The sequence below is a fragment of the Kineococcus endophyticus genome, from assembly GCF_040796495.1.
Taxonomy (GTDB): Bacteria; Actinomycetota; Actinomycetes; order Actinomycetales; family Kineococcaceae; genus Kineococcus; species Kineococcus endophyticus.
In genome coordinates, this window is the sequence record NZ_JBFNQN010000017.1 from 18,047 (window position 1) to 43,654 (window position 25,608).

The following is a 25,608-nucleotide window of genomic DNA, read 5'->3' on the forward strand; positions in this document are numbered from 1 at the left end:
CGGACCCTCCGTCTTCGGTCCCGGCGTCGACGCGTTCCGTGAACGGGTGCAGCAGTCGGTGCAGCCGCCCACGGCCCGGCCCACGCCCAGCACCCCCGCTGCCCCTGTCGCCTCGGTCGGCACGCCCGCCCCGGAACCCGCTCCCGAACGGGTCGCAGCACCCGTGGCGCAGGAACCCGTGGCGCAGACTCCTGTCGCGCAGGCTCCTGCCGAGACCGCGCCCGAGCCGCGGAACGTGCAGGAGGAGATCGAGCTCGGTCCGCAGAACGGCCCGACGGGGCGACCGGTCCCGGTCTTCCCCGTCCCCGCCCCGCTGGACCGGCACGGGCCCGCGCGCGTCATCTCGATGTGCAACCAGAAGGGCGGCGTCGGCAAGACGACGACCACCATCAACCTCGGTGCGGCGCTCGCGGAGTACGGGCGCCGGGTGCTGCTCGTCGACTTCGACCCGCAGGGCGCCCTGTCGGCCGGGCTGGGCATCAACCCCCACGAGCTCGACAAGACCGTCTACCAGCTCCTCATGGAGCGCGGAACGGACGTGCGCGAGGTCATCCGCGAGACCGCGGTCGAGGGGCTGGACCTGCTGCCGGCGAACATCGACCTGTCCGCCGCCGAGGTGCAGCTCGTCGGGGAGGTGGCGCGCGAGAGCGTCCTCGCCCGCGCGCTGCGGCCGGCGCTCAACGACTACGACGTCGTGCTCATCGACTGCCAGCCGTCGCTGGGCCTGCTGACGGTCAACGCCCTCACTGCCTCGCACGGGGTCCTCATCCCGCTGGAGTGCGAGTTCTTCGCGCTGCGCGGGGTGGCGCTGCTCGTGGAGACGATCGAGAAGGTGCAGGAGCGGCTGAACCCGGCGCTCGAGATCGACGGGATCCTCGCGACGATGTACGACGGTCGCACCCTGCACAGCCGGGAGGTCGTGACCCGGGTCGTGGACGCCTTCGGTGACGACGTGTTCCACACGGTGATCGGTCGGACGGTCAAGTTCCCGGACGCCACCGTCGCCGCGGAACCCATCACGTCCTACGCCGCGAACCACCCCGGCGCCGAGGCCTACCGGCAGCTCGCGCGCGAACTCGTCGCCCGCGGGGACGCGGCCTGAAACCTGCCGCAACGTAAGGGTTTCGGGTCCTCCGATGGCTCCCCGTGCAGCCTCCGGAACGCTCGGTGACAGTTTGTCCCCCGGTCGGTCCTGATCTCCGCAGAACCCCCGCAGAGGGCCGCCCGGCGGGGTAGCGACGGGCTAGTGTGCCGCCCACGAGACCGGTCCGCTGGGCCGGTCGGGGGAGGGGGCTCACCCGTGGGGGAACACGCAGGGACGGACGTCGTGGGCGCTGGGTTCACGAGGTTCTCCGAGGAACACGCTCAGGGGCAGTTGCTGCCGCGCATCGTCGACGTCGCGCTGGCGCGCGCCGACGAGTTCGTCGTGGCCGACCCGGGCACCCGGCTCACCGGGGCCGGGCTGCTGCAGCGGGCCGCCCTCGTGCGCGAGGCCGTGCTGGCGCACCACCGCGCCGACGACCGCGATCCCCAGGAGGTGCCCGTCGCCGTCCTGCGCGGTCACGACGCCGGGGCCGTCGCGGCCGTCGTGGGCGTGGTCGCCTCCGGTCACCCCGTCGTGGTCCTGGACCCCACGACCCCCGCCGTCCGCCTGCGGCACTACGTCGACGCCGCCGGCGCGACGCTCGTCGTCAGCGACGCCGAGCGGCGCGCGACGGCCGCCGAGGTCGCGGGGACCGTCGTGGACCCCGACTCCCACGTGGGGGCCGGAGACCTCTCGGACCACCTCGCGGCCGCCTCGGCCCTGCTGACGCGCACGGCCGCGCCCGACGACGTGGCCGTCATCGTCTACACGTCCGGGTCGACGGGGAAGCCCAAGGGCGTCGCCTGCGACCACCGCTCGATCCTGCACGACACGTGGGTCAATTCCGAGGCCACCGGCGCCTACCCCGCCGGCAGCGTCGTGGCCCACCTGCTGCCCATGGCGTTCAGCGCCGGCACGACCCCGACGCTGGCGGGTCTGCTGGCCGGGTCGCGCCTGGAGCTGTTCGACCCCCGCCGCCGGTCGGTCACCGAGCTGCCCGCGTTCCTGCGCGAGGTCGGGGCCGACGTGCTGCTGGCCTCGCCCGCGATCCTGCGCGGTGTCGTCACGACGCTGGGGCCGCAGGGCCGCCTGACGGGCCTGGGGACCGTGACGATGGCGGGGGAGACGGTGCACGGCGCCGAGCTGTCGGCCGTGCGCCGCGCCGTCGGCCCGGACTGCGTGCTGCGCAACCGCTACGGCTCCACCGAGACGTGGCTCATGACCGAGTACGCGATCAGCGGCGACGACGAGGCGCCCGAGGGCGCCACCCCCGTGGGCTGGGCCGTTCCCGGGGCACGCCTGCAGGTCGAGCTGGAGGACGGGACCCTCGCCGACACCGGGACGGGCCGGGTCGTCCTGACGTCCCGCTGGCTCGGCGGCCGTTACTGGAAGAACCCGGAGAAGACGGCCGAGGTGTTCGCCGACAACCCCGACGGGTCCCGCACGTTCCGCACCAGCGACGTCGGCACCCTCGGTCCGGATGGCTGCCTGCGCCTGCTCGGCCGCAGCGACCACAGCGTGAAGATCCGCGGTCTGCTCGTCGAACCCGGCGAGATCGACGCGCTGCTGTTCGCCCAGCCGGACGTGCGCGAGGCGCTCGTCGTGGGCCGTCCCAACCCCCGCACCGGTCGCACGGGTCTGGTGGCCTACGTCGTCCCCGAGGGGTCCCGGCCGCAGGCCTCCGCCGTGCGCGCGGTGGTGCGCGAGAACCTGCCCTCCCACATGGTCCCCGAGCACGTCGTGTTCCTCGACGCCCTGCCCCGCACCGAACGCGGCAAGCTCGACCGTTCCCAGCTCCCGGAACCCCCGCGCAGCAGCGCCCCGTACGAGGTGCCGCGCTCGAGCTGGGAGGAGGTCGTCCACGAGCAGTTCTGCGCGGTCCTGGAACTCGAGGGCATCTCGATCTTCGACGACTTCTTCGAACTCGGCGGCGACTCCCTGGCGGCCGAGGCCCTCGTCAGCCGCATCGAGTCCCTGGGCGCCGACGGGGTGAACACGACCGGTGGCACGTCCATCGTGGCGGCCGCACCGACCGTGGCCTCCTTCGCGGTGGCCGTGCGGTCGCAGACCCGCAGCGCGCGCCCGACGCTCGTGCCGCTGCGCACCGAGGGCGAGGGCCGGCCGCTGTTCCTCGTCGCCGGGGCCGGTGGCGCGGCGCTCGCCCTGCGCACCCTGGCCCAGCGCCTCGTGCCCGGGTTCCCCGTCCTCGGCCTGCAGGCCAACGGGTTGGAGAACCGGGCCCTGCCGGACTGGTCGGTCGAGCGGATGGCGCGCCGGCACGTCGCGACCGTGCGCGAGCAGCAACCCCAGGGGCCCTACCGCCTCGCGGGGCACTCCCTCGGCGGCCTCATCGCCCTCGAGATGGCCCACCAGTTGCGCCGCGCGGGCCAGGAGGTCGAACTCCTCGCGGTCCTCGACTCCTTCCCGCCGAACCCCGCGCTCGTGCCGGTGCCGCAGTACCCGGGGTTGCAGGCCAAGGCGAAGGAAGCCCTCTCGCTGGCGCTCACGGGCATCAAGGCGCACCCGGGCCTCGGGCACTACGTGCGGTTCTTCCGGCAGGGGAACTTCCTGCAGCGCAGGTACACGACGGACGTCTACCCCGGCCGCACGCTCGTCGTCGTGGCCGCCGACGACGTCGACGCGTCCGCGCGCCGGCAGTGGGAACCGCACCTCAGCGGCAGCTTCGACATCGTCCCGGTCCCCGGGGAGCACATGTCGATCCTGCGCGACCCGCGCGTCGACGCCGTCGCCGAGCAGTTGTCGCGCGAGATGACCGGCGAGCGGCTCGAGGTCCGGTCGCCGTCGGAGGAACTCGCCGGGCACTGACCTCGCCGGTTCCGGGCAGGGCCTCACCCGAAGCGCGGACAGCGGGTCACCGCCGGTTCCGCCGGCCGGGTGAACGGGCTGTTCCGGACGGCGGAACCGCTCGCGGAACGTCATCGGCGCCCGAGGTGCCGCTGGCACCGTCGAGGACATGCCCACCGCCTCCCGCTCGCTCCCGCACGCCCGGGTGCCCGCCGCCCCGGCGGGCCCCGCAGCCATCGCGTCGGCCCGCCCCGCGACCGGTCCCCGCCTGCCGGGTCCGGTCCGGGAGCGCCGGCCGGTGCTCACGGCCCTCGGCCTCGTGCTCGTCGTAGCGGGCGCGCTGGGCAGCGCCGTCGTGGTGCACCGGACGGGCGAGCGGGTCGACGTCCTGGTCGCCCGCGACGACATCGCGCCCGGCCAGCTCGTCACGGCTGCGGACCTGCGCACCGCCCGCGTGGCGGCCGACGGCGCGGCCGTCGTCCCGGCCGACGCGCTGCAGAACTTCGTCGGCACCCACGCCACGACGCGGATCCCGGCCGACACGCTCGTCAACCGGACGATGTTCCTCGCCGGCGGCACGGTGCCCGCGGGGTCCGCCGTCGTCGGCGTCGTCGTGCGTCCCGAGCAGCGCCCCACGGCGCCGCTCGTCGCCGGTGACGTCGTCCGGGCCTACCTCGTCGCCGCCGACGGGGCCACGACGGTCAGCGGCCAGCCCGCCGGGACCGTCCTGCTCGAAGCCGCCCGTGTCGTCGGCGGCAGCACCCCCGACAGCCCGTCGCTCGGGGCCGGCGACGTGACGGCGTCCGGAGCGGGCGACGTCTCCCTCCTGGTCCCCGAGGCCGACGCCGCGTCCGTGGTCGCGGCCGCCGCCGCGGGGCAGGTCGCCCTCGTCCGGCTCGCCGGCGCGACCGTCCCGACCGTCGACCTGGCCGGGAGCTGACCCGTGGGTGTCGTGACCTTCCTGTCCGCCAAGGGGTCCCCGGGCGTGACGACCACCGCGTTGCTCGCCACCGCGCTGTGGCCGCGACCGGCGCTCCTGCTGGAGGCCGACCCGGCCGGCGGCGACGTCGCCGCCCGTGTCCTCGCCGCCGACGGCGGGCTCCTCGACACCTCCCGGGGGCTGCTGCCGCTGCTCACCGCCGCCCGCCGGGGCCTGGACGCCGCGTCGGTCGTGGAGCAGGCGCAGCCCGTCGCGGGCGGCAGCCGCGTCGTCCTCGGCCTGAGCGGCCCGGAACAGGCGGCCGCGGCCGGACGGGGCTGGGCGGCGCTCGCCGCCGCCGTGGCCGAGTTGTCCGGCCCGTCGGCGGCGGACGGCGACCTCCGCAGCACCGACGTCCTCGTCGACGCCGGTCGCGTCGGCGCCGCGCCCGTCCACCTGGACCTGCTGCGCGCCAGCGACTGCGTCGTCCTCCTCGTCCGCGCCGATGTGGCGGCGGTCCTGCACGCGCGAGACCGGCTCCGCCTCCTGGGCGGCGCCCTGCGCCGCCGCGACGGTCTGCTGCCCCGCACCGGCGTGGTCGTCGTCGGGGACCCCGGCCGCCGCGCGGGCGAGGCCGCCTCCGCCGTCGAGGCTCTGCGCGCCGTCGGACCCTGGGTCGACGACCTCGGACGGCTGCCCCACGACCCGGCCGGTGCCGGGGTCTTCGCCGGGGCGCCCGTGTCCCGTCCCGAACGGACGGCGCTCGTGCGCGCCGGGCGCACCGTCGTCGACGACCTCGTCGCCGGCCTTCCCGTCGCGCCCCCCGCCGCCGCTGCCGCGACCGACCAGGAGAGCGCCGCGTGAGCACCGCCCACCGCCCCGACCACGAGCTCGTCCGCCACGTCCGGCAGGCCGTCGCCGACCGGCTCACCGCGTTCCGCCGCCGCGAGGACGCCGCCGGACGGCCGCCGCTGTCGACCGCCGACGAACGCCAGTTCGCGCGGTCCCTCGTCGTGCAGGTCCTCGAGGACCACGCCCGCGCCGAGCTCGCCGCCGGCCGGGAACCCCTCACCGCGGCCGGGGAGGAGTCCGTGGCCTCCGCCGTGGGCGCCGCCCTGTTCGGCGTGGGCCGGCTGCAGCCGCTCCTGGAGGACCCCGACGTCGAGAACGTCGACGTCAACGGGTGCGACCGCGTCTTCGTCAGCTACGCCGACGGCCGGGAGGAACTGCACGACCCCGTCGCCGAGTCCGACGAGGACCTCGTCGACCTCGTCCAGGTCCTGGCCGGGACGGTGGGGCTCGCGAGCCGGCCGTTCGACGCCGCGAACCCGCAGCTGGACCTCCGGCTGCCCGACGGGTCGCGCCTCTCGGCCGTCATGGGCGTCTGCCGCCGCCCGGCCCTCAGCATCCGGCGCGCGCGGCTGTCGACCGCCACGCTCGCCGACCTCGTGGCCTCCGGGACCATGACCGAGGACCTCGCGCAGTTCCTGCGCGCCGCCGTCCGCGCCCGCAAGAACATCATGATCGCGGGCTCCACGAACTCGGGGAAGACGACGCTCCTGCGTGCGCTCGCGGCCGAGATCGGTCCGCACGAACGCCTCATCACCGTCGAACGCGCCCTGGAACTCGGCCTCGACGCCCAGCCCGGGCACCCCAACGCCGTCGCCTTCGAGGAACGGCTGCCGAACTCCGAGGGCCGGGGCGCGGTGACGATGGCGGACCTCGTCCGCCGCTCGCTGCGCATGAACCCCAGCCGCGTCATCGTCGGAGAGGTCCTCGGCGACGAGATCGTCACGATGCTCAACGCCATGAGCCAGGGCAACGACGGTTCGCTGTCGACGATCCACGCGAACTCCTCCGCGGAGGTGTTCAACCGCATCGCCACCTATGCGCTGCAGGCGTCCGAACGCCTCCCCGTCGAGGCCACCCACCTGCTCGTCGCGGGCGCCGTCGACTTCGTCGTGTTCCTGCACAAGCAGAACACCCACCACCTCGGCGGCGGGCTGCGCCGCGTGGTGGCGAGCGTGCGCGAGGTGACGGGTGTCGACGGGCGGGTGCTGAGTTCGGAGGTCTTCCTGGCCGGCCCGGACGGGACGGCCCGGGCGCACGCCCCGCTGCAGTGCGCCGACGACCTCGCCGCCGCCGGCTACGTCGCCCCGGCCGTGGAGCGGTGGGCCTCGTGAGCGGTGCTCTGGGACTCCTCGCGCCCGAACTGCTCGCCGCCCTCACCGCGACGGTCGCCGGCGGGGGCGTCCTCCGCGTCGTCCTCGGTCTGCACGGCCGGACCGGCGCGCCCAGTTCCCGCCCCGGCCGGCAGCGGTCGGTGTCCGGGCGGCGGGTCCTGCTCGCCGTCGGCGCCGGGGTCCTCGCCCTCGTCCTGACCCGCTGGGTCGTCGCCGGCGTCGGCATCGGCCTCCTCGTGGCGGGCTGGCACCGGTTGCTCGGCGGCAGCGCTCAGGAACAGCGCGGCACGGCCCGCATCGAGGCCCTCGCCACGTGGACGGAGTCCTTGCGGGACACCATCGCCGGCGCCATCGGCCTCGAACAGGCCATCCCGGCCACCGCGGCCACGTCGGCGCCGGCCCTGCGACCGGCCCTGAACCTCCTGGTCGACCGCCTCCGGGTGCGCGAACCCCTCCCGGACGCGTTGCTGCGCTTCGCCGACGACGTCGACGACCCCAGCGCCGACGTCGTCGTGGCGGCCCTCGTCCTCAACGCGCGGCTGCGCGGCCCGGGTCTGCGCGACGTGCTCACCGCGCTCGCGGCCTCCACGCGCGAGGAGCTCGACGTCCGGCGCCGCATCGAGGCCAGCCGCCGCAGCATCCGCCGCAGCGTCCAGATCGTCCTGCTCATCGTCCTCGGCGTCATGGGCCTGCTCGCGGTGTTCAACCGCGACTACGTCGCGCCCTACGGATCGGTGACCGGCCAGTTCGCGCTGGTCGTCGTCGCCGTCCTCCTGGTCGCCGGTCTCGCCTGGTTGCGTCGGCTCGCCCGCGTCGACCCGCACGACCGTTTCCTCGCCGTCCGGGCGGGCGTGCGGGAGGTGGCCCGGTGAGCGAGTTCCAGGCCGCCCTCGCGACGGGCGCGCTCGCCGGCGCCGGACTCGTCGTCCTGACCGCGGCGCTCGTCCCCGCGCGCGAGTCCGTCGGCGCCCGGATCGCGCGGTTGGACGACGCCCGGCGTTCCGCGCACCGCCGGGTGCTGTCCGACGCCGAAGCCGCCGCCTCGACCGCGCCCGACCGCGGGGTGTTCGGCCTCTCCGCCGTCCTGGGACGGACGGTGGCGCGGCTGGGTGACCGGCTCGAGGTGCTGGCCGCGGACCGCGGCTGGCGGTTGCGGCGGTCCCGCGCCGACCTCGCCGTCCTCGGCCGGGGGACGGGGGAGTTCCTGGCCACCAAGCTGGTCGCCGGGGTGCTCCTGCTGCTGCTCGTCCCGGTGTGCTGGGCGGTCCTGCGCACGTGGGGCGTCCCGCTGCCGGGCGGGGTTCCGCTGGCGCTCGCCCTCCTGCTGGGTGCCTGCGGGTTCCTCGCGCCCGACCTCGCCCTGCGGGCGGAGGCGGCACGCCGCCGCCGCGACTTCCGTCGGGTGGTCGGGGTGTTCTCCGACCTGGTCGCCATGAACCTCGCCGGCGGCCGCGGGTTGCCCGAGGCGCTCCTCGGGTCGGCGTCGGTCAGCGACTACTGGGCGCTCGTCCGGATCCGCCAGGCCCTCGCCGGTGCCCGGTTGGCCGGCGGCACCCCGTGGCAGGCGCTCGGGGACCTCGGTGCGGAACTCGCGGTTCCCGAACTGGTCGACCTCGCGGGCGCGCTGGCCCTGGCCGCCGACGACGGCGCGACGATCCGCGGTTCCCTCGCCGCGCGGGCGGCGACGTTGCGCCGCAAGGACATGGCCGAGGTCGAGGGTGAGGCGGGCGAGAAGTCGCAGTCGATGCTCGTCGCCCAGCTCGTCCTGTGCACCGCCTTCATGGTGTTCCTCGCCTTCCCGGCCGTGCACAACCTGCTGGCCACCGCGTGAACCCCACCCGAACCACCCGCGCCACCCGAACCCGCACCACCCAGAACCCCGGAGGAGAACCCCATGACCCGCACGACCCGCAACCCCGCGACACGACGGACCGCGCCGCTGGCCTCCTTGGTGCAGCGCGTGCGGCGCGCGGCGGAGACCGGTCGCGACGCGGGGGCCTCGGCCCTGGAGTGGGCCGTCATCGCGGCCGTCGTCGTGGTGGCCGCCTCGCTCATCGGCGGCGCGGTCTACAAGATCGTCCAGGACAAGAGCAAGGACCTGCAGACCTGCGCGACCGTCGCGGTCGGCGCCTCCTGCGGAACGTGAACCCGGCACTCGGCCCGCGCGACCGCGGGTCCGCCGCGCTGGAGGTGGCGTTCATCGCGCCGGTGTTCCTGCTCCTGGTGTTCACCGGGATCCAGGTCGGCCTGTGGGCCTACGGCCGGTCCGTGGCGCTGGCCGCCGCCCGTGAGGGGGTGGCGCAGTTGCGCGTCCTGCCGGACGAGCAGTTCGCCACCGCGGCCGACCCCGTCGTCCGCGCCCACGTGGAGCAGTTCGCCGTCACGGTCGGCCGGGAATCCCTCCTGGAACCGCACGCGGCGACGGCCTGGACCCGCGACCGCGTCACCGTCACCGTGAGCGGTCGCGTCGTGAGCCTCGTGCCCGGCCTGGACCTGCGCACGACCCAGCACGCGTCCGGGACCGTCGAACGCTTCGCGGGCGCCCGGTGACCGGGTCCTGGGGCGCCCGGGACGGTGGGTCGATCGCGCTGGAGTTCACGCTCGTCGCCCCCGTCCTGCTGCTGCTCCTGGCGTTCCTGCTCGCCTGCGCCCGGTACACGTCGGCCAGCGCGACGCTCGACGCCGGCGTGCGTGACGCGGCGCGCGCCGCCACGACGTCCCGGTCGGCGGCGGACGCGCAGCAGCGGGCCGCCGTCGTCGTGCGCGCCGCCGTCGCGCCGGGTGCGTGCGCCGACTCCCTCGTCGTGGACCCGCTGCCGGAGTTCGTCGCGGGCCGGCCCGTGACCGTGACGGCGCGGTGCACCGTCCCCGTGGGCGACCTGGGCCTGCCCGGGTTGCCCGGGCACCTCTCCGTCAGCAGTGCGTTCTCGTCGCCGCTGGACCCCAACCGGGAGCTGTCGTGAATCGTGTGCGGGGGCGCCTGCGGGGTGACGGCGGCTCGATCGCCCCGGCCGTGCCCGTCCTGGCGCTGGTCCTGCTGCTGCTGGCCGGGCTCGTCGTCGACGCGGGCCGGCAGCTGAGTGCCCGGGCCCGGGCTGTCGCCTACGCCGAGGAGGCGGCCCGCGCGGGCGCCGCGGCCGTCGACCTCGACGCGCCCGACCTGCAGCTGCTGCCGGAGGACCAGGTGGCCGCACGCGTCACGGCCTACTGCACCGCGGCCGCCGCCGCGGGTGCGCCCATCGCCGACCCGGCGTCCTGCTTCCGCGGCACGACCTCGGTCGGGGACCCCGCGGGGCGCCCCACCGTCGTGCGCACCCACGTCGACCTCGTCCTGCCCGCCTCGCTGCTGGGGATCGTCGGCGTCCACGACCTGCGGGCGTCCGGTGACGGCAGCGCCCGACCCTTCGAAGGAACCCGAGAGGAGGACGCCCGGTGAACCGGACCCCGTCCACGAGGTGGTGGCCGGTCGCGACGGCGGTCTCCGCCCTCGCCCTGACCGGCTGCGGCCAGCCGGCTGCCCTGGCCCCGCCCACCGCGGCCGCCGCTCCTCCGACGGCCACAGCCACGATCGCTGCCGACCCCGCTGCCGCCACCGCCCCGGCGTCCACGGCCGTCGCCGAGGGGCCGGGGCCCGTCGACGCGCTGCACGAGCACCTGCGCCAGCAGGCCCTCGCCGTCAACGCCGGCACCGCCGACCCGGCGCGGGTCCCCGGCTTCACGGCCACCCTGACACCGGCGGCGCGCGTCTGGGCCCTGCCGCTGCTCGCGGCCAACCTGGGCGACCGGATGCCCGGTCCGTACCCCTCCGGCGTTCTCGGGCAGCGGACCGCCGGAGCCGACCGCGTCGAGCTGCGCCTGTGCCTGCAGGACCGCGGCTGGCAGGTCGACGCCACCGGCTCCCCGCTGAACGCCCCGCGCTTCGGCACCGCGACGGCCGTCGTCGTCCGGGTCGACGGGCGCTGGCTCGTCGACGACCTGGCCACCGACGGCGGGACCTGCTCGGCCGCCGACGTCACCGTGGAGCGGTTCTGATGCGGGCCCGCACCCTCGCGATGGCGCTCGCGGTCGCGCTGGGCGTCCTCGCCGCACCGGGGAACGCCCAGGCGGCCGAGACAGGGGCGGCCCGGTCGCGGTCGGCCGGCGGCGACGTCCACGGAACGGCCGGCTCCTGCGCGTTGTGGTCCAGCGCCGCGGGTGCCTACGGGATGCGCTGCGCCGGTGGCGGGACCGCTCGCAGCTACGCCGAACTCCTCGGCGGGGCGCCCGTGCCGGCGTGCTGGTTGCTGCCCGCCGGCAGCGAGCACGACCTCACCCCGGCCGACGCCCGGCCCGTCGACCTGGGGCCCGTCCCGACGTCGCAACCCCCCGCAGTGCCCGTGCCGAACCCCGTGCAGACCACCACGCCGGAACCCGCCGGTGTTCCCACGGACGTTCCCACGGACGTTCCCACGGGGGTTCCCACGGGGGTTCCCGACGTCGTGCCGACCGCCGTGCCCTCGCCGGTGGTCCCGCTGCCCGTGGACCTGCCCGAGCAGTTCCTGCGCGTGTGCCTCAGCCCCGCTCCCGACGCCGGCACCCTCGCCCCGGCGTGGGACACCACGCTGCTCACGTCCACCGTGACGCTCCTGCGGCGCGACGGGAACCGCCCACGGTTCTGGTGGGAACTCACGGCGGGGCAACGCCGGTACGCGACCCGTGCGGAGGCCCGCGGCGGCATCGTGGAGGGGATCCTCGTCACCACCCCCTCGCGCACCCCGCGCATCGGCCAGACCGTCGGGTTCTCCGCCGTCGCCGCGACCGCGCCGACGATCGCGTTGGGACGCAGCCGGATGCGTGGAGTGCTCACCTCCCTGGAGGTCCAGCCCGGTGAACCCGGACGCCGTCCCGTCACGTGCACGGGACCCGGACGGGAACTGCGGGCGGGGGAGGGCGACCGCACTGGAGCGGACGTCTGCTCGTTCCGGTACGAGCGCACGTCGGCGGCCGGGACGGGGCAGGCACCGGACACGTGGGCCGTCACCGGCACCGAGACCTGGCGCATCGAGAGCAGCGCCGACGAGGGCGCCACCTGGGACGTCCTGCGCGAGGTGCGGCGCGCGGTGCGCGTCGACCTGCGCGTCACCGAGGTCCAGACCCTCGTCGTCCCCGTCAGTCCCGTCCGAGCCGGAGGAACCCCGTGACCACGTCCACGACCCCGCGGGAACGCGCCCAGCGTCCCGGCGACCGGCTGCCGCGCGCCGCCTCGAGCCGCGGTGCCCGCACCGGGGAACTCCTGCGCGGGGCCGCCGCGGGCGTCCTGCTGCTCACCGTCCTCGGTGGCGTCCCCTGGTTCCTCGTCGCTCTCGTCGGGAACCCGCTGCCCACCTCCGTCCCGCAGCGCAGCTGGCTGGACGCGGAACTGTCGGCGACCGCGCTGCTCGACGTCCTCGCGGTCGTCCTGTGGCTGCTGTGGCTGCACTTCGCGGTCTGCGTCGTCGCCGAGCTGCACGCCTGGGTGACGGGCGCGCCGGCCCCGCGGTCCGCCCTCGGCGGCCCGACGCACCTGCTGGCCCGGCGGCTCGTCGCCGCGGTCCTGCTCGTCACGGCCGGTGGGATCCCCGTCGCCGCCCCCGCGCTGGCGGCGCCGACGTCCGCCGCGAGCACCACGGCGACGGCCTCCCCGGATCCCGGGTGGGGCAGCGGGCACGAAGCGGGCGCGGCCCGGCCGACCGCCGAGGCACCCGCACCGGGGCAGGCGCCCGACCCGGCGTGGGCGGAGCCCGCGGCGTCCGTCGCGGTCACGGAGTCGGCCACGGACGGGGAAGCGGACGCGGGGCTGGTCGCCTACGTCGTCCAGCCGCCGCAGGGACGCCACCACGACTGCCTGTGGGACATCGCCGAGCGCACGCTCGGGGACCCCCTGCGCTACCGGGAGGTCTTCGAGCTGAACCGCGACCGCGTGCAGGCCGACGGGTCGCGTCTCGTCGACGCGGACCTCGTCCGTCCCGGCTGGACGCTGCTGCTGCCGGCCGACGCCGTCGCGCAGACCGCGCCCGACCCGGCCGGGGGTCCCGGAGGGGCCGGCCGGGCGTGAGGCGCACGGTCGCGCGCACCGACCCGGCACCGGCGGTCGCTACCGTGTCCGCGTGAGCGCCCCCGCCCCGACCCCCGCAGCGGACGTCAACCCGCTGACCGGCCGTCGCGGGTTCACCGTCTCGTTGCCGAACTTCTCCGGGCCCTTCGACCTGCTGCTCGGCCTCATCACCAAGCACCAGCTCGACGTCACCGAGGTCGCCCTCGCCCGGGTGACCGACGAGTTCATCGCGCACATCCGTGCCGCGCAGCGGGCCGCGAAGGACGGCGGCGCGGACTGGGACCTCGACGAGGCCAGCGAGTTCCTGCTCGTGGCCGCGACCCTGCTCGACCTCAAGGCGGCCCGGCTGCTGCCGGCCGCGGAGGTCGAGGACGCCGAGGACCTCGCGCTGCTCGAGGCGCGGGACCTGCTGTTCGCCCGGCTGCTGCAGTACCGCGCCTACAAGCAGGTGGCGGCGCTCCTCGGGGACCGGTTCGCCGAGGCGTCCCGGCGCGTCCCGCGGGCCGTCGCCCTCGAACCGCACTTCGAGAAGCTGCTGCCCGAACTCGTCCTCACCGTCAGCCCCGAGCAGTTCGCCGCCGTCGCGGCGCGGGCGCTCACGCCGAAACCCGTCCCCGTCGTGGGGCTGGACCACCTGCACGCCAGTGCCGTGAGCATCCGGGAACAGGCCGTCCTGATGGTCGACCGGTTGCGGCGCAACGGTACCGCGACGTTCTCCGACCTCGTGGCCGACGCCGGCGAGGGGGAACTGGGAACCCTGGTCATCGTCGCGCGGTTCCTCGCGGTGCTGGAACTGTTCCGTGAACGCCGCGTCCGGCTGGAACAACCCGAGGCGCTCGGGACGCTGACGGTGCGGTGGGACCCGGACGCCGAGGCGAACCAGGGGGCCGCGGCCGCGGCGGTGCCGTCGGGGTTGGACGAGTTCGAGGGATCGGCCCAGGAGGGGAGCGCGTCGTGACCGACGTCACGCAGGTCGTCACGCAGGACGTCACGCAGGAGATCGAGGAGCCCGGGGCCGAGGAGGATGCCGGCCGCCGCGTCCGGTCGGCGATCGAGGCCGTGCTCATGGTCGCCGACGAACCCGTCGCCGTCCGCGCCCTCGCGCGGGCGACGGGGGAGCAGCCCGACGAGGTGGACCTCCTGCTGCGCGAGCTGGCGGGGGAGTACTCCGAGCAGGGCCGGGGTTTCGAGCTGCGCGAGGTGTCCGGGGGCTGGCGCATGTACTCGCGCGCCGAGCACGCCGACGTCGTCGAGGCCTTCCTCCTCGACGGCCAGACGGCCAAGCTGACCCAGGCCGCGCTCGAGACGCTCGCGATCGTCGCCTACCGCCAGCCCGTCAGCCGGGCCCGCGTCTCGGCCGTCCGCGGCGTCAGCGTCGACGGTGTCATGCGCACGCTCCTCACGCGTGGGCTCGTCAGCGAGGCCGGGGTCGAGGCGACCTCGGGGGCGACGCTCTACCGGACCACCGAGGAGTTCCTGCAGCGGATGGGTCTGGACAGCCTCGACGAGCTGCCGCCGCTGGCTCCCTTCCTGCCCGACGAGGTGTCGCTGGACGACCTCGAACCCGCCGAGGTCCTCGCCGAGCCCGTCCCCGAGCCCGGAGTGGACGAACCTCCCGCCGCGGTGGGGGATGATGGAGGGTCGGTGGACGGGCCCGGAGAGCTCCCCGGGCAGCCCGGCGAGCTCGCACAGCCCGTCCCGCCCGCACAGCACGTCGACCCAGCACCCCAGCAGCAGGAGGACCAGTCATGAGCCCGCAGGCACCCCGCGGCGGCGGCCGAGGGCAGGGCCGCCCTCAGCGACCCGCGACGGGTCGTGGCAAGGGCCCCCAGGCCGGCAAGGGACAGGGTTCCGGCAAGCCCCGGGCCGGCGGCGCGAAGGGCGGCACGCCGCGCACCGGCGGTGCGGTGAACCGTCGCGGTGCCGCGCAGCGCATGACGGACAAGATCGCGCCCGCGCCGCAGCCGCCGCGCCGCGGTCCGGCGCCGATCCGGCGGCCGGGCGCCGACGTCCACGACCCCGAGGGCGTGCGCCTGCAGAAGGTGCTCGCCCAGGCCGGGGCCGGTTCCCGCCGGGCGTGCGAGGAGATGATCGCCGCCGGCCGCGTGACGGTGGACGGCGAGGTCGTCACCGAGCTCGGCGTCCGCATCGACCCCACCCGCCAGGTCGTCCACGTCGACGGGATGCGCTTCACCATCGACGACGAGCTCGTCTACATCATGGTGAACAAGCCCAAGGGCGTCGTGTCGACCATGTACGACGAGCAGGACCGGCTGAACCTCGCCGACATGGTGGGCCCGCGCGAGCAGCGCCTGTTCCACGTCGGCCGGCTCGACCTCGACACCGAGGGCCTCATCCTGCTGACCAACGACGGGGCCCTCACGCACCGCCTGCAGCACCCGTCCTTCGGCGTCCAGAAGACCTACCTCGCCGAGGTCCGCGGTCCCGTCAAGCGCGAGCTGGGGCGCAACCTGCGCGCCGGCATCGAGCTGGACGACGGTCCCGTCTCGGTCGACTCCTTCAAGCTCGTGGACTCCAAGCCCGGGTACGCGCTCGTCGAGGTCGTCCTGCACGAGGGCCGCAAGCACGTCGTGCGCCGGCTGCTGGAAGCCGAGGGCTACCCCGTCCTGAAGCTCGTCCGCGTGCAGATGGGTCCGATCGTCCTGGGCGACCTCAAGCCGGGGAAGAACCGTCGCCTGACGCGCGGTGAGGTCCAGCAGCTCATGGCGGTCGCGGGGCTGTGAGCGAGGGTGTTCCCGGCGGTGCGCCCGAGGTCGGTACCCTTCCGCGCGTGTCGGTGAGAGCGGTCCGTGGAGCGGTGCAGGTCGACGTCGACGAGCGCGAGGAGGTGCTGGCCCGCACCCGTGACCTCGTCTCGGAGGTCATCCGGGCGAACGACCTCACCCTCGACGACTTCATCAGCGTGATCTTCACCTCCACGGCGGACCTCGTCTCGGAGTTCCCGGCCGTCGCGGCCCGCGAGCTGGGCATGGGCGACGTCCCGCTCATGTGCGCGCGGGAGCTGGAGATCGAGCGCTCCATGCCGCGGGTCATCCGCCTCATGGCGCACGTCGAGACCCCGCTCACGCGCGCGCAGGTCAAGCACGTCTACCTCAACGGGGCGCAGGCCCTGCGCCGCGACATCGCGCAGTAGTCCGGACGAGACCCCGTGACCCTCGACGCCGCGGCCCCCGCCCGCACGACCGGCACCGTCCGCGTCGTCGGGACGGGGCTGCTCGGCACGTCGGCGGCCCTGGCCCTGACGATGCGCCACGTCGACGTGGTCCTCGCCGATCCCTCGCCGACGGCCGTGGCCCTGGCCCGCGACCTGGGGGCCGGCCGGTTCGCCGGACCGGACGACGACCCCGCCCTCGTGCTCGTCGCGTGCCCGCCGGACGTGGTCGCCGACGTCGTGGCCGAGGAGCTCCGGCGCTTCCCGGCGGCCGTGGTCACCGACGTCGCGAGCGTCAAGGGCGGGCCCCTCGCCGCGCTGCGCGCCCGGGGTGCGGACCTGACCCGCTACGTGGGCTCGCACCCGATGGCCGGGCGGGAACGGTCGGGCGCGATCGCCGCGCGCACGGACCTCTTCGCCGGGCGGCCGTGGGTCATCGCCACCAACGACGCCGTGGAACCGGCTGCGCTGCAGGCGGTCCGCGACCTCGCGGCGGACTGCGGCGGCGTCCCGGTGACGATGCCGGCGCAGGAGCACGACGAGGCGGTCGCCCTGGTCTCGCACGCTCCGCAGGTCGCCGCGAGCCTCGTCGCCGCCCGCTTGCGGGAGGCGGCCGAACCGGCCGTGGGCCTGGCCGGCCAGGGGCTGCGCGACGTGACCCGGATCGCCGGCAGCGACCCGGCGTTGTGGGCGCAGATCCTCGCCGGCAACGCCGCCCCCGTCGCCGACGTGCTGGACGCCCTGCGCACCGACCTCGACGAGGTCATCACCGCGTTGCGCGCCCTGGCCGACGACCCGGTCGCCCCCGGTGCCCGCGCCCGCCTCGCCCAGGTCATCGCCGACGGTGGCGCAGGCCGTGACCGGATCCCCGGCAAGCACGGCAGCGCCCCCACGCGGTACCGCACGGTCGTCGTCGTCGTCCCCGACCGCCCCGGTGCCCTGGGTCGTCTCCTCACCGACGTCGGGGAGGCCGGGGTCAACCTCGAGGACCTGCGCCTGGAGCACTCCGAGGGGCAGGCCGTGGCCCTGGCGAGCATCGACGTCGTGCCGGCGTCCGCCGAGCCGCTCGTGGACGCGCTGCGGGGCCGTGGGTGGACGGTTCCGCGCTGACGCGCGTTCGGGGACGGGGCCCTGCGTCGACTAACCTCGTCCGGTGTCCTCCACCCCTGCTGCCCGTGGCCCCGTCGCGTCCCCGACCGTCCACCAGGAGGTGTCCGTCGTGACCACCGCGCTGGTCGTCGCCGTCGACGGACCGTCCGGCAGCGGGAAGTCGAGCGTCAGCCGCGCCGCCGCCGCCGCGCTGCGCGTCGCGTTCCTCGACACCGGGGCGATGTACCGCGCCGTCACGTGGGCCGTGCTCGAGGCCGGGGTCGACCTGTCCGACGCCGCGGCCGTCGCCGCCCACGTGCGGACGGTCGCCCTCGTCGTGGGGACGGACCCGCAGGCGCCGACCGTGGCGGCCGTGGTGGACGGCGCCGAGGTCGACCTCACCGAGGCCGTGCGGACGGACCGGGTGACGGCGAACGTCAGCGCCGTGGCGGCCGTGCAGGCCGTCCGCCAGGACCTCGTGCTGCGCCAGCGCACCCTCATCGAGGCCGCCTGCGTCGACCCCGAGCCCGGCCGCGAGCCGGGGATCGTCGCCGAGGGCCGGGACATCACCACGGTCGTCGCGCCCGACGCCGACGTCCGCATCCTGCTGACGGCCGACGAGTCAGTCCGCCTCGCCCGCCGCGCCCGGCAGGACCTCGGGACGGCGGACACCGACGCCCTGGAGGCGACCCGGCGCGGCATCGTCGAGCGCGACCGCGTGGACTCCCGGACGACGGCCTTCACGTCGGCCGCCGACGGGGTCGTCACCGTGGACTCGACCGCGCTGGACTTCGAGGGGACCGTCGCGGCCGTGCTCGAGGTCGTCGAGCGCCAGGCGCGTGCGGACCGGACGGGGGGTCCCGCGTGAAGCTGCGTCCCCACGCCGCCCCCGCCGGCGGTTCCCTCCCGGGCGAGCCGTTCGCCTGGACCCGCGGGGTCGGCAAGGTCCTCGCGCACGGCGTGTGGAACTCCCGCGTCCTGGGCGCGGAGAACGTGCCGCGGACCGGCCCGGTCCTCTTCGCCGCCAACCACGCCTCGATCATGGACGGGCCGCTGCTGTTCGGCGTCACCCCCAGGCCGGCGCACTTCCTCGTCAAGAGCGAGATGTTCACGGGGTCCGCGCTCAACCGGTTCGTGGGCTGGTCGCTGCTGCAGGCCGGGCAGGTCCCCATCGACCGCACCCGCGGTGACCGCGACGCCCTGCAGTCGGTGCTCGCGGTCCTCGCCGCCGGCGGCGCGGCGGGCGTGTTCCCCGAGGGCACCCGCGGGCGGGGCGACGCGGCGAGCGTGCGGTCCGGCATCGCCTGGATCGCGCTGCAGTCCGGTGCGCCCGTCGTCCCCGTGGCGTGCCTCGGCGCGCACCTGCCCGGTGAACCGCGCCGGTCCGTCCCGCCCGTGCGGCGCCGGCTGACGTTCTGCTTCGGCGAACCCTTCACGGTCGTCAAGGAACCCGGCGTCCCCGGCCGGGTCGCCCTCGCCGCCGCCGTCGAACAGGTGCGCGTCAAGCTCTCCGGTCACGTGCTGGACTCCCTGCAGCGCACCGGTGTCCAACTTCCCGATGACGACGCCGCCGACGAGCTCGGGCTCGGCGAGATGGCGTCCGACGACGTGCCAGGAGGCACCCGGTGACCCCCACCGACGACCCGCAGGAACCCTTCGAGACCCACGAGGCCGCACCCGCGGACGAGCTGGACGAGAACGTCGGGCAGGCGCTGCGCGTCGGCCTCGACGAGTACGACCTGTCCGAGGAGGACGTCGCCCTCCTCGACGCCGACGGGATGCCGCTGGAGGACGAGGAACCCGCCGGGCCGCTGCCCGTGCTGGCCGTCGTCGGCCGCCCGAACGTGGGCAAGTCGACGCTCGTGAACCGCATCATCGGCCGCCGCGAGGCCGTCGTGGAGGACGTCCCCGGCGTCACCCGCGACCGCGTCGCGTACCCCGCGAACTGGGCCGGCCGCGACTTCACGCTCGTCGACACCGGCGGCTGGGAGGCCAAGGCCGAGGGGCTGAACCTCGCCGTCGCCGACCAGGCCGAGCTGGCCATCGAACTGGCCGACGCGGTCCTGTTCGTCGTGGACGGCACCGTCGGTGCCACCGCGAGCGACGAGCACGTCGTCCGGCTGCTGCGCCGTTCGGGTCGTCCCGTGGTGCTCGTGGCCAACAAGGTCGACGGACCGCGCCAGGAGTCCGACGCGGCCGCGCTGTGGTCCCTGGGCCTGGGCGAGCCGTACCCCGTCTCGGCCCTGCACGGGCGCGGCACGGGCGACGTCCTCGACGCCGCCGTGAAGGTCCTGCCCGCGGTCTCGGCCGTCGGTGGCGGGTACGCCCAGCAGGGTGGCCCCCGTCGCGTGGCGCTGCTGGGCCGCCCGAACGTCGGCAAGAGCTCGATGCTCAACAAGCTGGCCGGGTCCGAACGGGTGGTCGTGCACCCCACCGCGGGGACGACGCGCGACCCGGTCGACGAGCTCATCGAGCTCGGCGGCCGCACCTGGCGCTTCGTCGACACCGCGGGCATCCGGCGCCGAGTGCACCTCACCAAGGGCGCCGACTTCTACGCCTCGCTGCGCACGCAGACGGCGCTGGAGAAGGCCGAGGTGGCCGTGGTCCTCGTCGACGCCAGCGTCCCGATCGCCGAGCAGGACATCCGGATCATCTCGACCGTCGTGGAGTCCGGTCGCGCGGTCGTCGTGGCCTACAACAAGTGGGACCTCACCGACGAGGAGCGCCGGCACTACCTCGAGCGCGAGATCGAGAAGGAGCTCGTCCAGATCCCCTGGGCCCCCCGGGTGAACGTGTCGGCCCAGACGGGCCGGCACATGGAGAAGCTCGTCCCGGCGATCGACACGGCGCTGGAGTCCTGGGAGACCCGCATCCCCACGGGGCGCCTCAACGCCTTCCTCGGGCAGATCGTGGCCGCGCACCCGCACCCCGTGCGGGGCGGCAAGCAGCCGCGCATCCTCTTCGGCACGCAGGCCTCCACCCGGCCGCCGCGCTTCGTCGTGTTCGCCAGCGGGTTCCTCGAGGCCGGCTACCGCCGGTTCATCGAGCGCCGGCTGCGCGAGGAGTTCGGCTTCACCGGCACGCCGATCGAGCTGAGCGTGCGGGTGCGGGAGAAGCGCAAGCGATGAGGTAAGGTTCTACCCGGCTCGCTCGTTGAGGGCGGGTCGATTCGGGCTGTGGCGCAGCTTGGTAGCGCACTTGACTGGGGGTCAAGGGGTCGCAGGTTCAAATCCTGTCAGCCCGACCGGATCGCAGAGCGGGTGTCCACCGACAGGTGGGCACCCGCTCTTCTCGTTCCCGCCGCCCTCCCGCGGCGCAAGGCCTCAGCCCGCCGCGCGCAGCGGCCACCACGGCGGCACGAGGTGGGCGAAGGCCTCGAGGAACGCCTCGGGGTCGCGCTCGTCCTGGGCGAGCCACACCGACACGGCACCGACCGTCCCCTCGGAGACGAACCGGGCCGCGAGGTCGACGTCGCGGACGGGGGAGTGCAGGACACCGCGCTCGGACAGCAGCAGGATCGAGGCGCGGAAGTGCTCCGCCAGCAGCGTGCGCAGCGTCCCGTCCGCCGGGCTGGCGAGGCTGCGCAGGTAGACGGCCCGGTGCCGTTCCAGGTGGTCCAGCACCTCCCGGGTGACGGCGGCGACCGCCCGGGACCAGTCGCGGTCGGCCGGACCCTCCAGGTGGCGCTGCCGGGCGTCGTCGAGCTCGTCGCGCAGGACGGCCCGCAGCAGGGTCGAGGGGGAGTCGCTGTGCTCGTAGAACGTGGAGCGGTGCACGCCTGCGGCGCGGGCGATCTCACTCACCGAGAGGGTCTCCGGCGCCTTGTCCGCCGCCAGCTCCAGCACCGCCGCCGAGAGGCGTTCGAGGCTCCGTTGCGCCCTCGCATCCATGGCCGGTGACCCTACCCTCGCGCGGAGAGGCCCTCGGACCGCTCAGGCCCCGGACCGCGGCGCGTACATGATCATCCCCATGCCGGCGAGGCAGACGAGCGCTCCCGCGACGTCCCAGCGGTCCGGTCGGTACCCGTCGACGACGGCGCCCCAGACCAGCGAGCCGGCGACGAACACCCCGCCGTAGGCCGCCAGGATCCGCCCGAAGGACGCGTCCGGCTGCAGCGTGGCGACGACGCCGTACAGCCCGAGCGCGACGACCCCCGCCCCGACCCACAGCAGGCCCCGGTGCTCGCGCAGACCCTGCCAGACGAGCCACGCCCCGCCGATCTCCAACAGCGCCGCCAGGAGGAAGAGCACGACGGAGCGCAGCACGTCCACGGTCAGTGCGGTGCGACGTGGCGGACGGGGGCGGGCAGGCCGGCCTCGGCGCGCACCCGGGTGGAGAAGCGCTCGACCGACCGCAGCGCGGCGACCACGTCGTCGGCGCGGACGGGGAACGGCATGCTGTGGATCGTCTCGCCCGGCACCGTCGCGGCCTGCGCGACCGCCCGCAGCACGTCCACGTCGTCGACGCCCAGGCCCACCTCGGTCAGGGTGTTCGGCAGCCCCACCCGGGTCGTGAACTCGACGAAGTCGCGGATCTCGCTCGTCGGGGCGCCCTCCAGCACGAGCTGCGTCACCGACCCGAGGTTCACCTTCTGCCCGTGCGCGAGGCCGTGCGCCTGCGGGGCCGCCGTCAGCCCGTTGTGGACGGCGTGGGCGGCGGCCAGGCCACCGGACTCGAACCCGAGCCCGGACAGCAGCGTGTTGGCCTCGACGACCTTCTCCACGGCCGGGGTCACCAGGTGGTCGCGGACGGCGTCCAGGGCGGGCAACGCGTTGTCCCACAGCACGTCCCACGACAGGCGCGCGAGCGCGGTGCCGGCCAGGGTCGGCGCGCCGCCGGCCATCGTCGTCGACCCCGAGGCAGCGGTCGCGCGCGCCTCCAGCCACGTCGCGAGCGCGTCGCCGACCCCCGCTGCGAGCAGGGCCGCCGGGGCGTTCGCGACGACCTGGGTGTCGACGAGCACGAGGTCGGGGTTGCGGGGGAAGAACCGGTACTCCTCGAACGCGCCGTCGGCGGTGTAGACGACGGCGAGGGCCGACGTGGGCGCGTCGGTCGAGGCCACCGTCGGCACGCTGGCCCAGCGGATGCCCGCCAGGTGCCCCGCGGCCTTGACGGAGTCCAGCGTGCTGCCGCCGCCCACCCCGACGAGGACGTCGGCGCCGAGCTCGCGGACGACGCCGACGAGGCGGTCGATCGTGGCTGCCGTCGCCAGGCCGCGGAAGACGTCGCGGTGCACCGGCAGCCCGGCGCCCTGCACCGAGGCCGTCACGTCGTGGCCCACGAGCCCCCACACCACGTCGTCGGCGACGAGGACGGGCGTGGAGCCCAGGTCGGCGAGGTGCCCGCCGAGGCGGGCGAGGGCGCCGGGGCCCTGCACGTAGCGGCCCGGGCTGAGGAGGCTGCGCACGCGCGGGGCGGGTGGGGTGGTCGGCTCGGACACGGATCCTCCTCGATCGCACGGTCTGGGACTGCGGAGCCTAGGCGCACCGCTCGGGGCCTCGCAGTCCCGGGGCCGGGCGCTGAGTAGGGTCACCGCATGTCCAGCGAGCCGCCGTCCGACGGTCCCTTCGTGGCCGTCAACGACGCCTGCAAGACCTACGGGACGGGGCCGGACGCCGTCCGGGCGCTCGCCCACGTCGACCTGCAGGTGCCGCGCGGGCGGTTCGTCAGCGTCATCGGGCCCTCGGGCTGCGGCAAGTCGACCCTGCTGCGGCTCATCGCCGGCCTGGAGGCCCCCGACGCCGGGAACGTCCGGATCTGCGGGCGCACGACGGACGAGGCCCGCGCGGCCAAGGTGCTCGGCTTCGTCCCGCAGGTCCCGGCCCTGCTGCCCTGGCTCGACGTCCTGGGCAACGTCCGCGTCCTGGAGAAGGTGAACCGTTCGGCGAGCCGGAGCGAGGCCCGGCGGGGGCTGGCGTCCGACCCCGTCGCGCTGCTGACCCGGCTGGGCCTGGGCGACGTGCTGACCCGCCGCCCCGGGCAGCTGTCGGGCGGGATGCAGCAACGGACGGCGCTCGCGCGCGCCTTCGCGCTCGAACCCGACGTCCTCCTCATGGACGAGCCGTTCTCCGCCCTCGACGAGTTCACCCGCGAGTCCGCCCAGCTGCAGCTGCTCGACGTCTGGCAGGAACTGCGGACGACGGTCGTGTTCGTCACGCACTCCATCGCCGAGGCCGTGCTCCTGTCGGACACCGTGGTCGTCATGGCCGCGGCCCCGGGGCGTGTCGCCGGCGTCGTGGACGTCGACCTGGACCGCCCGCGCCACCACGGCCAGCTCGACACGGCCGCGATGCACGAGCACGAGCACCGCGTGCGCGCACTGCTGGAGACGGCGTGGGACCCGGTGTCCGGAACCCCCACGGGCCGGGAGGTGGCGTGAGGGGAGTGGCCCGGATCGTGCACCCGCGGACCTGGCTGCCCGCGGTGGTGGCGGTCGTGGTCGTCGGGCTGCTGTGGACCTGGGTGGCGCGGGACAACCCGTACGTGCTGCCGACGCTGTCCAGCGTGGGCCGGCAGTTCCTCGAGCAGCCGGAGCTCTACCTCGCGAACGCGTGGACCACGCTGCAGGAGGCGCTGCTCGGGCTGGCCGCCGGCACCGTCTGCGCGGTGCTGCTCGCGGTCCTCGTGGGCGAGTCCGGCCTCGTCCGGCGCGGGGTCACCCCGCTGGCGGTCGTCCTCAACGTCACGCCCGTCGTGGCGATCGCTCCCGCTCTGGTCGTCGCCTTCGGGTTCGGCCTGACGCCGAAGGTCATCGTGACCGGGCTCATCACGTTCTTCCCCGTCCTCATGAACACCGTGACGGGGTTGCGGTCGGTGGACCGGCACGTGCTGCAGGTGTTCCGCACCGTGGACGCCTCCCGCCTCGACGTCCTCGTCCGGCTGCGGTTCCCCAGCGCCCTGCCGTACGTGTTCGCCGCGCTGCGCGTGGTCTTCCCGCTCTCCCTCGTCGGGGCCGTCGTCGCGGAGTTCGCGGCCGCGGGGGCGCAGTCGGGCCTGGGAACCCTCATCAGCGTGGCCAGCTCGAACTCCCAGCTCGACCGCGTGTTCGCCGCCATCGCGTGCCTGGCGCTCATGGGGTCCCTCATGCTGCTGCTCGTCACGACCGTGGAACGCCGGGCCCTGGCCTGGCACGAGTCCCAGAACCGCTGAGAAACCCGCCCCGACCGAGAACCGCCCAGGAGCCGCCGTGAACACCACCCGCACCGCCCTCGCCGTCGGCGCGGCCGCCGTCCTGCTCCTGGCCGGCTGCAGCGGGTCGGCGACCGGACCCGACGGCGGGTCCACGCCCACCGGCACCCGCGGGTCGGCGGTCTCGGCGGAGCGGTGCCGGCAGAACGAGGCGGCCGGCAAGGTCACCTACGTCACGGGGTACCAGTTCCAGGCCTCGGCCAGCATCCTGGACCCGATCGCGGCCAAGGCCCTCGGGTACTTCGACGACGTCTGCCTCGACGTCGACCTCCAGCCCGGGACGGGCGAGACGGCGCAGAACGCCCAGCTCGTCGCCGCGGGCACCGCGAAGATCTCCTCGATCGCGGGCAACGGCGACGTCCTCGTCAACGTGTCCAACGGCGTCGACGTGCAGGCCGTCGCGATGTTCGGGCACGTGCCCGTGGCGACGCTCATGACCGAGCCCGACATCACCGACCTCAAGCAGCTCGAGGGCACCACGCTGGGGCAGAAGGGCGCGCTGCCGGTGACGATCGAGGCGATGCTGCGCACGGCCGGCGTCGACGTCGCGAAGGTCAAGCAGGTCACCGTCGGGTTCGACCCCACCGTCCTCGTCCGCGGGCAGGTGCAGTCCCTCACGGGGTACAAGTCCAACGAACCCCTCACGCTCGCAGCCAAGGGCGAGAAGATCACCGAGTGGAACCCCGAGGACTACGGGGTCCCCGGCTCCATGGCGACGACCATCGTCAACCCGCAGTTCCTCGCCGAGCACCGCACCGCGGTCGAGGACTTCCTGCGCGCCCAGCTGCGCGCCTACTCCTACTGCGAGCAGCACGCCGACGAGTGCGTCGCGGACGCAGCCTCGCTCTCGCAGGCCGGGTACGACACCGCGCACAACGTGCAGGTGTGGCAGACGGAGACGAAGCTCGTCGACTCCTCGCTCCCGCAGGGGCAGGTGCTCGGGCAGATCGACGAGGCGTCGGCCCGCACCGAGGGGGAGTTCCTCGTGCAGATGGGCCAGATCCCCGCGGTGCCGGACCTGGCGGAGGTCGTCGTCCCGGACCTGGTGCCTTCGTTGTACTCCCAGGGCCAGCTGGTCTGGCCGGTCCCGTGAGG

General features: G+C 75.2%; 28 protein-coding genes and 1 tRNA gene. 26 read left to right on the top strand and 3 right to left on the bottom strand.

Annotated elements, in window-relative coordinates:
- The first annotated feature begins 235 nt into the window (after positions 1-235).
- The 23 genes from AB1207_RS21430 (at position 236) to AB1207_RS21540 (ending at position 20,569) form a co-directional block, all read left to right on the top strand.
- The gene (locus AB1207_RS21430) at positions 236-1,102 is read left to right on the top strand and encodes a ParA family protein (RefSeq protein WP_367640757.1); all 867 of its coding nucleotides are present in this window, start codon (positions 236-238) and stop codon (positions 1,100-1,102) included.
- 198 nt (positions 1,103-1,300) lie between these two features.
- Positions 1,301-3,910 carry an AMP-binding protein gene (locus AB1207_RS21435; RefSeq protein ID WP_367640607.1) on the top strand — a complete coding sequence of 870 codons (2,610 nt, stop codon included), beginning with the start codon at positions 1,301-1,303 and terminating at the stop codon, positions 3,908-3,910.
- Positions 3,911-4,058: 148 nt separating this feature from the next.
- Positions 4,059-4,829: an SAF domain-containing protein gene (locus tag AB1207_RS21440; RefSeq protein ID WP_367640608.1), complete on the top strand. Its 771-nt coding sequence runs from the start codon at positions 4,059-4,061 to the stop codon at positions 4,827-4,829.
- Between the two features lie 3 nt (positions 4,830-4,832).
- Positions 4,833-5,672, top strand: coding sequence for a hypothetical protein (locus AB1207_RS21445; RefSeq protein WP_367640610.1), 840 nt, complete (start codon positions 4,833-4,835; stop codon positions 5,670-5,672).
- Positions 5,669-6,991 carry a TadA family conjugal transfer-associated ATPase gene (locus tag AB1207_RS21450; protein ID WP_367640611.1) on the top strand — a complete coding sequence of 441 codons (1,323 nt, stop codon included), beginning with the start codon at positions 5,669-5,671 and terminating at the stop codon, positions 6,989-6,991. The genes AB1207_RS21445 and AB1207_RS21450 overlap by 4 nt, the downstream gene beginning before the upstream one ends.
- On the top strand, positions 6,988-7,863 hold the full coding sequence (locus AB1207_RS21455) for a type II secretion system F family protein (RefSeq protein WP_367640612.1): 876 nt from the start codon (positions 6,988-6,990) through the stop codon (positions 7,861-7,863). The genes AB1207_RS21450 and AB1207_RS21455 overlap by 4 nt, the downstream gene beginning before the upstream one ends.
- A complete protein-coding gene (locus tag AB1207_RS21460) occupies positions 7,860-8,822 on the top strand; it encodes a type II secretion system protein (protein ID WP_367640614.1) in 963 nt (320 codons plus the stop codon). The genes AB1207_RS21455 and AB1207_RS21460 overlap by 4 nt, the downstream gene beginning before the upstream one ends.
- 63 nt (positions 8,823-8,885) lie before the next feature.
- Entirely contained in the window at positions 8,886-9,137 is a 252-nt protein-coding gene (locus AB1207_RS21465) for a hypothetical protein (protein WP_367640616.1), read from the top strand.
- Positions 9,134-9,541, top strand: a complete 408-nt coding sequence (locus AB1207_RS21470) for a TadE/TadG family type IV pilus assembly protein (protein WP_367640618.1) — start codon at positions 9,134-9,136, stop codon at positions 9,539-9,541. The genes AB1207_RS21465 and AB1207_RS21470 overlap by 4 nt, the downstream gene beginning before the upstream one ends.
- Positions 9,538-9,954 (top strand): TadE/TadG family type IV pilus assembly protein, encoded by a 417-nt coding sequence (locus AB1207_RS21475; RefSeq protein ID WP_367640620.1) that lies wholly within the window; start codon positions 9,538-9,540, stop codon positions 9,952-9,954. The genes AB1207_RS21470 and AB1207_RS21475 overlap by 4 nt, the downstream gene beginning before the upstream one ends.
- Positions 9,951-10,427, top strand: coding sequence for a pilus assembly protein TadG-related protein (locus tag AB1207_RS21480; protein ID WP_367640622.1), 477 nt, complete (start codon positions 9,951-9,953; stop codon positions 10,425-10,427). Before AB1207_RS21475 ends, AB1207_RS21480 begins: the two co-directional genes overlap by 4 nt.
- Positions 10,424-11,023: a hypothetical protein gene (locus AB1207_RS21485; RefSeq protein WP_367640623.1), complete on the top strand. Its 600-nt coding sequence runs from the start codon at positions 10,424-10,426 to the stop codon at positions 11,021-11,023. The genes AB1207_RS21480 and AB1207_RS21485 overlap by 4 nt, the downstream gene beginning before the upstream one ends.
- Entirely contained in the window at positions 11,023-12,171 is a 1,149-nt protein-coding gene (locus tag AB1207_RS21490) for a hypothetical protein (RefSeq protein ID WP_367640625.1), read from the top strand. Before AB1207_RS21485 ends, AB1207_RS21490 begins: the two co-directional genes overlap by 1 nt.
- Entirely contained in the window at positions 12,168-13,064 is an 897-nt protein-coding gene (locus AB1207_RS21495) for a LysM peptidoglycan-binding domain-containing protein (RefSeq protein WP_367640627.1), read from the top strand. Before AB1207_RS21490 ends, AB1207_RS21495 begins: the two co-directional genes overlap by 4 nt.
- Before the next feature lie 52 nt (positions 13,065-13,116).
- The gene (locus AB1207_RS21500) at positions 13,117-14,022 is read left to right on the top strand and encodes a segregation and condensation protein A (RefSeq protein WP_367640628.1); all 906 of its coding nucleotides are present in this window, start codon (positions 13,117-13,119) and stop codon (positions 14,020-14,022) included.
- Between the two features lie 41 nt (positions 14,023-14,063).
- Entirely contained in the window at positions 14,064-14,816 is a 753-nt protein-coding gene (gene scpB, locus AB1207_RS21505; protein WP_367640758.1) for an SMC-Scp complex subunit ScpB, read from the top strand.
- The gene (locus AB1207_RS21510) at positions 14,813-15,808 is read left to right on the top strand and encodes a pseudouridine synthase (RefSeq protein ID WP_367640629.1); all 996 of its coding nucleotides are present in this window, start codon (positions 14,813-14,815) and stop codon (positions 15,806-15,808) included. Before scpB ends, AB1207_RS21510 begins: the two co-directional genes overlap by 4 nt.
- A gap of 47 nt (positions 15,809-15,855) precedes the next feature.
- Complete coding sequence (gene aroH / locus AB1207_RS21515; protein WP_367640630.1) at positions 15,856-16,218, top strand: chorismate mutase; 363 nt, start codon at positions 15,856-15,858, stop codon at positions 16,216-16,218.
- Positions 16,219-16,233: 15 nt separating this feature from the next.
- The gene (locus tag AB1207_RS21520; protein ID WP_367640631.1) at positions 16,234-17,346 is read left to right on the top strand and encodes a prephenate dehydrogenase; all 1,113 of its coding nucleotides are present in this window, start codon (positions 16,234-16,236) and stop codon (positions 17,344-17,346) included.
- A 100-nt stretch (positions 17,347-17,446) separates the two neighbouring features.
- Complete coding sequence (gene cmk, locus AB1207_RS21525; protein WP_437179004.1) at positions 17,447-18,193, top strand: (d)CMP kinase; 747 nt, start codon at positions 17,447-17,449, stop codon at positions 18,191-18,193.
- Positions 18,190-18,954 (top strand): lysophospholipid acyltransferase family protein, encoded by a 765-nt coding sequence (locus AB1207_RS21530; RefSeq protein WP_367640635.1) that lies wholly within the window; start codon positions 18,190-18,192, stop codon positions 18,952-18,954. Before cmk ends, AB1207_RS21530 begins: the two co-directional genes overlap by 4 nt.
- Entirely contained in the window at positions 18,951-20,453 is a 1,503-nt protein-coding gene (gene der / locus AB1207_RS21535) for a ribosome biogenesis GTPase Der (RefSeq protein ID WP_437179001.1), read from the top strand. The genes AB1207_RS21530 and der overlap by 4 nt, the downstream gene beginning before the upstream one ends.
- Before the next feature lie 42 nt (positions 20,454-20,495).
- A tRNA-Pro gene (locus tag AB1207_RS21540) sits at positions 20,496-20,569 on the top strand.
- Between the two features lie 79 nt (positions 20,570-20,648).
- On the opposite strand, the gene AB1207_RS21545 is transcribed toward AB1207_RS21540, so the two are convergent.
- Genes AB1207_RS21545 through AB1207_RS21555 form a run of 3 tightly spaced genes read right to left on the bottom strand, consistent with a single transcriptional unit; the run spans position 20,649 to position 22,765 of the window.
- Positions 20,649-21,215, bottom strand: coding sequence for a TetR/AcrR family transcriptional regulator (locus AB1207_RS21545; RefSeq protein ID WP_367640637.1), 567 nt, complete (start codon positions 21,213-21,215; stop codon positions 20,649-20,651).
- A gap of 42 nt (positions 21,216-21,257) precedes the next feature.
- On the bottom strand, positions 21,258-21,596 hold the full coding sequence (locus tag AB1207_RS21550) for a YnfA family protein (protein ID WP_367640639.1): 339 nt from the start codon (positions 21,594-21,596) through the stop codon (positions 21,258-21,260).
- 2 nt (positions 21,597-21,598) lie between these two features.
- On the bottom strand, positions 21,599-22,765 hold the full coding sequence (locus tag AB1207_RS21555; protein WP_367640640.1) for a glycerol dehydrogenase: 1,167 nt from the start codon (positions 22,763-22,765) through the stop codon (positions 21,599-21,601).
- A 96-nt stretch (positions 22,766-22,861) separates the two neighbouring features.
- Between AB1207_RS21555 and AB1207_RS21560 the strand changes: the two genes are divergently transcribed.
- The 3 genes from AB1207_RS21560 to AB1207_RS21570 are packed head-to-tail and all read left to right on the top strand — an operon-like array spanning position 22,862 to position 25,606.
- Entirely contained in the window at positions 22,862-23,704 is an 843-nt protein-coding gene (locus AB1207_RS21560; RefSeq protein ID WP_367640642.1) for an ABC transporter ATP-binding protein, read from the top strand.
- Positions 23,701-24,474, top strand: a complete 774-nt coding sequence (locus tag AB1207_RS21565; RefSeq protein WP_367640643.1) for an ABC transporter permease — start codon at positions 23,701-23,703, stop codon at positions 24,472-24,474. The genes AB1207_RS21560 and AB1207_RS21565 overlap by 4 nt, the downstream gene beginning before the upstream one ends.
- A 37-nt stretch (positions 24,475-24,511) precedes the next feature.
- On the top strand, positions 24,512-25,606 hold the full coding sequence (locus tag AB1207_RS21570; protein ID WP_367640644.1) for an ABC transporter substrate-binding protein: 1,095 nt from the start codon (positions 24,512-24,514) through the stop codon (positions 25,604-25,606).
- Positions 25,607-25,608 lie beyond the last annotated feature (2 nt).

Excerpts from the sequence above, each read along its gene's own strand:
- AB1207_RS21510 (WP_367640629.1), top strand. The coding sequence starts at position 14,813 with ATGAGCCCGCAGGCACCCCGCGGCGGCGGCCGAGGGCAGGGCCGCCCT.
- AB1207_RS21545 (WP_367640637.1), bottom strand. The coding sequence starts at position 21,215 with ATGGATGCGAGGGCGCAACGGAGCCTCGAACGCCTCTCGGCGGCGGTG.
- AB1207_RS21490 (WP_367640625.1), top strand. The coding sequence starts at position 11,023 with ATGCGGGCCCGCACCCTCGCGATGGCGCTCGCGGTCGCGCTGGGCGTC.
- AB1207_RS21440 (WP_367640608.1), top strand. The coding sequence starts at position 4,059 with ATGCCCACCGCCTCCCGCTCGCTCCCGCACGCCCGGGTGCCCGCCGCC.
- AB1207_RS21560 (WP_367640642.1), top strand. The coding sequence starts at position 22,862 with ATGTCCAGCGAGCCGCCGTCCGACGGTCCCTTCGTGGCCGTCAACGAC.
- AB1207_RS21465 (WP_367640616.1), top strand. The coding sequence starts at position 8,886 with ATGACCCGCACGACCCGCAACCCCGCGACACGACGGACCGCGCCGCTG.